Source organism: Neisseria sp. P0020.S005 (assembly GCF_051957055.1).
Classification (GTDB): domain Bacteria; phylum Pseudomonadota; class Gammaproteobacteria; order Burkholderiales; family Neisseriaceae; genus Neisseria; species Neisseria subflava_A.
Genome location: NZ_JBQCWV010000019.1, coordinates 1 through 9,511, shown reverse-complemented (window position 1 = coordinate 9,511; position 9,511 = coordinate 1). Strand labels below are relative to the sequence as shown.

At 46.4% G+C, this 9,511-nt stretch carries 4 protein-coding genes; 3 read left to right on the top strand and 1 reads right to left on the bottom strand.

From position 1 onward, the window contains the following. A partial coding sequence (locus tag ACTHTU_RS11050) for a collagen-flanked surface repeat-containing protein (RefSeq protein ID WP_440362578.1) occupies positions 1-3,621 on the top strand: 3,621 nt, incomplete at its 5' end. A 237-nt stretch (positions 3,622-3,858) separates the two neighbouring features. Here the strand turns inward: ACTHTU_RS11050 and dusA are convergent. Further along, complete coding sequence (dusA, locus tag ACTHTU_RS11045; protein ID WP_440362577.1) at positions 3,859-4,863, bottom strand: tRNA dihydrouridine(20/20a) synthase DusA; 1,005 nt, start codon at positions 4,861-4,863, stop codon at positions 3,859-3,861. Positions 4,864-5,081: 218 nt separating this feature from the next. Between dusA and ACTHTU_RS11040 the strand changes: the two genes are divergently transcribed. Together ACTHTU_RS11040 and ACTHTU_RS11035 are read left to right on the top strand one after the other, a co-directional pair. Continuing rightward, positions 5,082-5,702: an L-threonylcarbamoyladenylate synthase gene (locus ACTHTU_RS11040; protein WP_003680049.1), complete on the top strand. Its 621-nt coding sequence runs from the start codon at positions 5,082-5,084 to the stop codon at positions 5,700-5,702. Between the two features lie 511 nt (positions 5,703-6,213). After that, positions 6,214-9,511: ESPR-type extended signal peptide-containing protein (locus ACTHTU_RS11035; protein WP_440362576.1), on the top strand; the 3,298-nt coding region annotated here is incomplete at its 3' end.

Below are 9,511 nucleotides of genomic sequence, written 5' to 3'. Positions count from 1 at the left end.
GCTAAAGGCGAAAAAGGCGACAAAGGTGACCAAGGTGAAGCCGGCGCTAAAGGCGAAAAAGGCGACAAAGGTGACCAAGGTGAAGCCGGTGCTAAAGGCGAAAAAGGCGACAAAGGTGACCAAGGTGAAGCCGGCGCTAAAGGCGAAAAAGGCGACAAAGGTGACCAAGGTGAAGCCGGTGCTAAAGGCGAAAAAGGCGACAAAGGTGATACTGGTGAAAAAGGCAGCAGCGTCACTGGCGAAGTTGTAAATAACAATGACGGTACTCATACCATCACTATTACTAATGAAGGTGATGGCTCAGTCACTACTACCATCGTTAAAGACGGTAAAGATGGTAAAGACGGTGTAGACGGTAAGAACGCTAAAGCTGACGTTAAAGACAACGGCGACGGCACTCACACTGTAACCATCACTGATGGCGAAGGTAATACCACTACTACTATCGTTAAAGACGGTAAGAATGCTGAAGCCGAAGTTAAAGACAACGGCAACGGTACTCACACTGTAACCATCAAAGACGGTAACGGTAATACCACTACTACCATCCTTAAAGACGGTGCAACTGGTGCCAAAGGCGATACCGGCGCAACTGGTGCTGATGGTAAGAATGCTGAAGCCGAAGTTAAAGACAACGGCAACGGTACCCACACTGTAACCATCAAAGACGGTAACGGTAACACCACTACTACCATCGTTAAAGACGGTGCAACTGGTGCTAAAGGTGATACCGGTGCAGACGGTAAGAATGCTAAAGCCGACGTTAAAGACAACGGCAACGGCACTCACACTGTAACCATCACTGATGGCGAAGGTAATACCACTACTACTATCGTTAAAGATGGTAAGAACGCTGAAGCCGACGTTAAAGACAACGGCAACGGTACTCACACTGTAACGATCAAAGACGGTAACGGTAATACCACTACTACCATCGTTAAAGACGGTGCAACTGGCGCTACCGGTGAAACAGGTGCAACTGGTGCTAAAGGTGATACCGGTGCAGACGGTAAGAATGCTAAAGCCGACGTTAAAGACAACGGCAACGGCACTCACACTGTAACCATCACTGATGGCGAAGGTAATACCACTACTACTATCGTTAAAGACGGTAAGAACGCTGAAGCCGAAGTTAAAGACAACGGCAACGGTACTCATACTGTAACCATCAAAGACGGTAACGGTAATACCACTACTACCATCGTTAAAGACGGTGCAACTGGCGCTACTGGTGCAACTGGTGCAGATGGTAAGAATGCTAAAGCCGAAGTTAAAGACAACGGCAACGGTACTCACACTGTAACCATCACTGATGGTGAAGGTAATACCACTACTACTATCGTTAAAGATGGTACAGCTGCAGCTAAGGGTGATACCGGTGCTAAAGGTGAAGATGGTAAGAATGCTAAAGCCGACGTTAAAGACAACGGCAACGGCACTCACACTGTAACCATCACTGATGGCGAAGGTAATACCACTACTACTATCATTAAAGATGGTAAGAACGCTGAAGCCGAAGTTAAAGACAACGGCAACGGTACTCACACTGTAACCATCAAAGACGGTAACGGTAATACCACTACTACGATCGTTAAAGACGGTGCAACTGGCGCTACCGGTGCAACTGGTGCAGATGGTAAGAATGCTAAAGCCGAAGTTAAAGACAACGGCAACGGTACTCACACTGTAACCATCACTGATGGCGAAGGTAATACCACTACTACTATCGTTAAAGATGGTACAGCTGCAGCTAAAGGTGATACCGGTGCTAAAGGTGAAGATGGTAAGAATGCTAAAGCCGACGTTAAAGACAACGGCAACGGCACTCACACTGTAACCATCACTGATGGCGAAGGTAATACCACTACTACTATCATTAAAGATGGTAAGAACGCTGAAGCCGAAGTTAAAGACAACGGCAACGGTACTCACACTGTAACCATCAAAGACGGTAACGGTAATACCACTACTACGATCGTTAAAGACGGTGCAACTGGCGCTACCGGTGCAACTGGTGCAGATGGTAAGAATGCTAAAGCCGAAGTTAAAGACAACGGCAACGGTACTCACACTGTAACCATCACTGATGGCGAAGGTAATACCACTACTACTATCGTTAAAGATGGTACAGCTGCAGCTAAGGGTGATACCGGTGCTAAAGGTGAAGATGGTAAGAATGCTAAAGCCGACGTTAAAGACAACGGCAACGGCACTCACACTGTAACCATCACTGATGGCGAAGGTAATACCACTACTACTATCGTTAAAGACGGTAAGAACGCTGAAGCCGAAGTTAAAGACAACGGCAACGGTACTCACACTGTAACGATCAAAGACGGTAACGGTAATACCACTACTACCATCGTTAAAGACGGTGCAACTGGCGCTACCGGTGCAACTGGTGCAGATGGTAAGAATGCTAAAGCTGAAGTTAAAGACAACGGCAACGGCACTCATACTGTAACCATCACTGATGGCGAAGGTAATACCACTACTACCATTGTTAAAGATGGTACAGCAGCAGCTAAAGGTGATACCGGTGCTAAAGGTGAAGACGGTAAGAATGCTAAAGCCGACGTTAAAGACAACGGCAACGGCACTCACACTGTAACCATCACTGATGGCGAAGGTAATACCACTACTACTATCGTTAAAGATGGTGCAACTGGCGCTACCGGTGCTACTGGTGCAGATGGTAAGAATGCTAAAGCCGAAGTTAAAGACAATGGCAACGGCACTCACACTGTAACCATCACTGATGGCGAAGGTAATACCACTACTACCATTGTTAAAGATGGTACAGCTGCAGCTAAAGGTGATACCGGTGAAAACGGTAAGTCTGCTGAAGGTAAAGTTGAGCGTGATGAAGCTAAAGGTACTTCTACCATCACTATCAACAACTTCGATAAAGACGGTAAAGTCATCTCTACTTCTACTGCAACCGTGAAAGATGGTAAAGATGGTAAAGATGGTAAAGACGGTAAAGATGCTGATGGCACCTTCGGTCTGGTTGACGAGACTGGTACTACTGACGGCTCTATCTCCAAACCTCTGAATAACACTATTCAGATTAAAGGTGATGCGGGTACTAAAGTTCAAGTATTCGACAAAGCAACCGGTAAGACTTCAGAGAAAGAAGTTCAAAACATCTTCGTTAAGAAAGACGGCGATGCGCTGAAAGTCAGCATGAACCCTGATCTGACCGTTAACAGTGTTACTACTAACGAACTGAAAGCAGGTCCTGTAACCATCAACCAAGGTGGTATCGATGCCGGCAACACTACTATCCAAAATGTTGCTCCAGGTAAGAAAGGTACCGATGCGGTTAACGTTGACCAGCTGAACCAAAAATTCGGCGATGTGAACAGCAATGTGAACAAGGTTGACAACAACGCCCGCGCAGGTGTGGCTCAAGCTCTGGCTACTGCCGGTCTGCCACAAGCTTACTTGCCAGGTAAGAGCATGCTGGCTATCGGTGGCGGTCACTACCGCGGTGAAACCGGTTACGCTGTCGGCTTCTCTAGCATCTCCGATGGTGGTAACTGGATCATCAAAGGTACTGCTTCCGGCAACTCACGTGGTCACTTCGGTGCTACCGCAGCAGTTGGTTACCAATGGTAATCTGACTTTCAGACGGCCTGAAAAGGCCGTCTGAAAAGACGAAGCAAAGTAAATGCGGCCTATTTAGGCCGCATTTTTTTATGCTTAGATTATGTGTTGGGTTTATTCGATGAATTAATTGTTATAGTAGCTAAAGAGAAATGAATATATCTTTAGCAGTCTGTTGTAATTTAAAAGGCCGTCTGAAACATCATTTGATGTTTCAGACGGCCTTTCATTTATTCGCACGATATGGCATTAGTCCCAAATATTTGCGCGTTCGACTTCTTTCCATGCGTCTAGAATCAGGCTGCCGTCGTTGTCTTTCAGCAAAGCGGCATCTGAGAGCATACGGCGCCAAGTGCGGGCATTTTTTAGGCCGTGCATCAAGCCCAGTGCATGGCGGACGATGTGGCGTAGGATGGTGCCGCGCCCTGAGGCGATTTGTTCGCGGCTGTATGCGTATAGCCAAGCTGCTAAATCTGCGTATTGGATTGGTGCGTGTGTGTCGTTGTAAAAAAGTACATCCCAATTGCGCATCAGCATTGGATTATGATAAGCCTCGCGCCCGATCATGACCCCATCGACAAATTTCAGATGTTCGGCGATTTCTTCGTTGGTGGTGATGCCGCCGTTAATCAAAATTTCCAAGTCGGGAAAATTTTGTTTTAAGCGATACACGTATTCATATTTGAGTGGCGGGACTTCGCGGTTTTCTTTCGGGGATAAACCGTCCAGCCAAGCATTGCGTGCATGGACGATAAATGTGCGGCAGGCTGTTTTTTCGCGAAGCGTGCCCACAAAATCTGCCACGACTTGATATTCTGTCTGTCTGTCTACACCGATGCGGTGTTTGACCGTCACCGGAATTTCAACTGCATCCTGCATTGCGTTCAAACAATCTGCCACCAAATCTACATCATTCATCAGGCAAGCGCCGAAAGCGCCTTTTTGAACGCGTGGGCTGGGGCAGCCGCAATTTAGGTTGACTTCATTATAGCCATACGCTTCAGCCGCTTTGGTAGCGATTGCCAAGTCATGCGGATCTGAGCCGCCAAGCTGTAAAGCTACCGGTTGCTCGCCTTCGTTGAAACTCAAAAAGCGGTCTTTATCTCCGTAAACTACCGCGCCTGAATTGACCATTTCGCTATAAAGCCAAGCATTGCGTGTAATTTGTCGCGCCATAAAGCGATAGTGTCTGTCTGTCCAATCGAGCATGGGTGCAACAGACAAGCGGCGGGAAGGTAGGGAAGAAGCAGACATTGAGATGACTTTCAAACAAAATAATGCATTATATAGTGTATTAAATTGACTTTCGATATCAGCCGGTAAATCAAAATTATATATAAGGCATCACTGGGTGCAGCCGTGTTGTAGCAGAGGCTAAATCCATTCATAGTGGTGGAAATCCAATATTCAGACGGCCAAATAAGTTTTAAAATGTCAAACAACAAACCATTAGAATGATAAGGAAAAAAAACATGGCACAATTTTTCGCCATCCATCCCGATAATCCCCAAGACCGCCTCATCAAACAAGCCGCCGATATTGTCCGCAGTGGCGGCGTTATCGTTTACCCTACGGATTCCTGCTATGCGTTGGGTTGCAAACTCGGCGACAAAAACGCGATGGAGCGCATACTCACGATTCGCAAAATCGATCAAAAACACCATCTGACCCTGATGTGTGCCGATTTGAGTGAATTGGGTACTTACGCCAAAGTAGATAATGCCCAATTCCGCCAGCTCAAAGCAGCTACGCCCGGCAGCTACACCTTTATCCTGCAGGCAACCAAAGAAGTACCCAATCGCACGCTTCACCCCAAGCGCAAAACCATCGGCCTGCGTGTTCCCGATAACGCTACTGCCTTGGCACTTTTGCAAGAATTGGGCGAACCTATTTTAAGTTGCACCCTCATGCTGCCCGAAGACGACGAGCCATTGACCGATCCATACGAAATCCGAGACCGTCTTGAGCATGCTGTTGATTTGGTTATTGATGGTGGCTGGTGCGGTACTGAGCCGACGACGGTTATCGATATGACCGATGGTACCGAGCTGATTCGTCAAGGCAAGGGCGATATTGCCGTATTCGGTTTGTAAAACCATCCGCGTTTGTATTAAGTAGGAATATACGTGTTCTTTCTATTATGTATTAAAAGCATATTGCCGATTTTATTGATAGCTTAAAAACCAAATTATTCAATGTAAGTAGATGTTCAATATCATTTCATTAAAGGCCGTCTGAAACATTTCAGACGGCCTTTTTCTTTCGTTTTTTAATAAATAATATTTTAAATAATTGGCATATGAGTTGCATAATTACTGTACTTGCTTATGACTTGTCAATGGAATACAACAAACCGCTTATCAATAGAAACATGGCTGAAACCCTTTTGATGATTGGTTTTTTGGTTGAAAGCCGTAATTTCATTTAGAAATTAAAGATAATCGGTTGATATTTCTGACTAGCGGATATTTAGTAAGTATGAAATACTATTTCACTTCGAGATAGTGAAAGACCTAAATTTCGTCTTAAAGTGACAATAAACGTCAGCTCGAAGCAAGCATTTTGCAGGGAAATCCTCCGCAATAGATTTTTTAAAGTAGCGTCATGCTCACGCCTACGCTTTTACTCATCATAAAAGAGAAAGACACACTAATGAATAAGATATTTAAAGTCGTTTGGAACCGTACGATTCAATCTTTCGTTGTAACGTCCGAATTGGCCAAAGGCCGTGTGAAATCGTCCGCAGAACAAAATAGTACAGAAGTATCTGCTGAATCCGGTAAAAATGGTATCGCGACAGTTTTCAGATTGACAGTGATTTCGGCAGCTCTTTTGGGTGCAGGTAATTCGTATGCGGCAACTGCAGTACGAGGAAAAATTGAATTTGATGCTGTAACCAGTGCGACCGCGGTTAGTGGTGCAACAGCGACCGGTATTGGTGCCCTGTCAGTAGGAGCATCAGCCAATGCTACGGCTAATGGTGCAGTTGCGGTAGGTACGAGTGCAAATGCAACACATAATAACAGCCTTGCTGTTGGTACAAATGCCAAGGCTACTCAAACTCATGCTGTTGCGATGGGTGCAGATACAAGTGCAAGTAGTTCACATGCAACAGCGATAGGTAAAAGTGCCAATGCTGTTTCTACAGATTCAACAGCATTGGGTGCAGATTCCAAAGCAAATGGTACGCAAGCGACAGCGGTAGGTAAGAATGCACTTGCTAATAATACCGGTACAACGGCATTAGGCAATTCGGCACAAGCATTTGGTATAGGCTCTATTGCTTTAGGCCAATCCAGTGTTTCTCGAGGAAGTAATGGGGTTGCAATCGGTGTTGGTAGCGAGGCTTCTGCAAATGCAGAGAATGCCATTGCAATCGGTACGAATGCGGTAGGTAAGATTACGGAATCTATCGCTGTAGGTAGTTCGGCACAGGCTCAAAGTGCAAACACTATTGCCATCGGTAGAGGTGCAGTTGCAAGCTCTCCTGGTGTCGTTACAAAAACTCCAGGTAGCAGAGATGTGGCTGCGAGTGCGATCGCAATTGGCTTAGAAGCCAATGCAAGTAGCTATGGTGCAATCTCAATCGGCCGTGAAGCGGGGCTGGAGATTCAGAATCCAACTAACGCAACGGCTAATAATATTGCTATCGGTAATACTGCGCGTGTAGGTGATAAAACTGCAAAAAATGTAAGCCAGTCTATTGCCATTGGTTCGGGTAATCACAGAGATACTAATACAGAAGGTAGACCTGAAGGTGCATGGGCACGCGGTGACCAATCTATTGCCATTGGTGGTAATGTTGTGGCTAATGGCAACTCATCTGTTGCCATTGGTGGTGATGATTTGGTGGCGGTAACGAGTACTCTATATTCAGGTAACGCTTCTGACCAGTTTGTTTATTACAATGCAGACGGTAGTGTTAGAGAGCGTTACGCGCTGGCCGGTAAGAATTTGGGTACCATTTACACGAAGATGAGCGGTGATACGATTAGTGGCTATCCGACTACATTGGCCGGTCAAGGCTCTGTTGCCTTGGGTGTTCAAGCCAATGCTATTTCCGATTTATCTTTGGCTGTTGGTACAAGGTCTCAAGCCTCCTCATTTGGTGGTGTGGCTGTGGGTACAGGTGCAAAGGCAACTTTGCTGAACTCTGTAGCTTTGGGTACGGCTTCTAAAACCGATAAAGAAGGTCGGTCATACGTTCAACGTGAAATCATGGGCGTGACCTACACTTGGGCAGGCGGTGCAACTACCGATGCCGGTGATGTTGTGTCTGTCGGTTCTCAAGGTTATGAACGCCAAATCATTAATGTATCCCCTGGCGATATTTCCGCTACTTCCACTGATGCGATCAACGGCTCACAGCTTTATGGTGTCTTGAATGCAATTGAGCGTGTCCGCTATTTCTCTGTTAAGTCAGAAGAAGGCAAAACTGACGGTACGAAAAACTGGAATAACGACGGCGCAAAAGCAACCAATTCGATTGCCATCGGACCGAATGCGGCAACAAGTACTGGTGCGACGGGCAGTGTCTCCTTGGGTCATAATGCCAACGCACTTGGCGAAAATTCTGTTGCTGTTGGTCAAAATGCAACGGTAACTTCTAGAACTGTTGGCGCTGTTGCCTTAGGTTCTAAGGCCAATTCTCGCGGTACAGGTTCTATCGCCATAGGTTTGAATACAGAAAATGATCGCAATTACTCTATAGTCGTCGGTGCTCACAGTAGAGCTAACTACGAAAATGCAACCGTTGTCGGTGCAAGGGCAGCAGCACAAAATAACGGTACGGCAATGGGCTATTTGTCAAATGCAGTCGGTGATGATTCTGTTGCAATTGGTCATCAGGCGCAGACAACGCAAGCTTATTCTATCGCCATTGGTAAGCAGGCAAACAGTTCAGGCCTTTATTCCACCGCTATTGGTTCCTCAGCCCAAGCTGCCGGGCAGAATAGTTTTGCCGGCGGTAATAATGCAAAAGCGACTGGAAGCGATTCAGTTGCGTTGGGTAATGGTGCGACGACTACGGTTGGTAGCTCTGTTGCATTGGGCAATGGTGCTGTCGGCACTGCCAATAATTTTGATGCAACAGCTAAAAATGCAACATTCAAAAACGATAGCGGTGCGACGACCAATGTCAGCTATGCGGCTTCTTCATCCTCTAAAACAGGCGCGGTTTCTGTAGGCAGCGCAGGCAATGAACGCCAAATTCACAATGTTGCCGCAGGCCGTATTTCCGCCACTTCAACCGATGCAGTTAATGGTAGCCAACTGTACACAGTTATGAACAATGTTGGACACAATATCCAACAAAACGGTACAGACAAATCCCGTATCAATAACAACGGTACAGTCAACTACGCTAATGGCAACTTGACGACCGTTGCAGTTACCGATGGCGAGAATGCATCAAAAGTTCAAATCAACGTCACTCAAGGCACATTGTCTGTCAATAATAATGGCACAGTGTCCGCACCGACTGCCGGTGTAGCGACTGCCGGCGATGTAGCTAATGCCATCAATAATGCCAAAACCACAACCAAGGTGGAGGCAGGCAATAACACGCACGTTAATAAAACAACTTCAGGCAAAGAAACCACTTATACCGTCAGCGCAGATAAAGCAACGGTACAAGTTTCCAATGCTTTGAATTTGACCTCCAATGCTACAACCGCAGCCGATGGTGCCGTCACAACTAATTACAGTATCGATCTCGCTCGAAGCACTAAAGATAACATCCAAAAAGGCGTAGATGCCAAAACCGCCGTTGACAGCAAAGGCCTGACCTTCAACGGCGACAGCGGCAGCACCAATATCGAAAAACTCGGCTCCACCGTGACCGTTGCCGGTGACGACAACATCACCACCGAAGCCCAAGACGATAAAGTGACCGTCAAGCTGA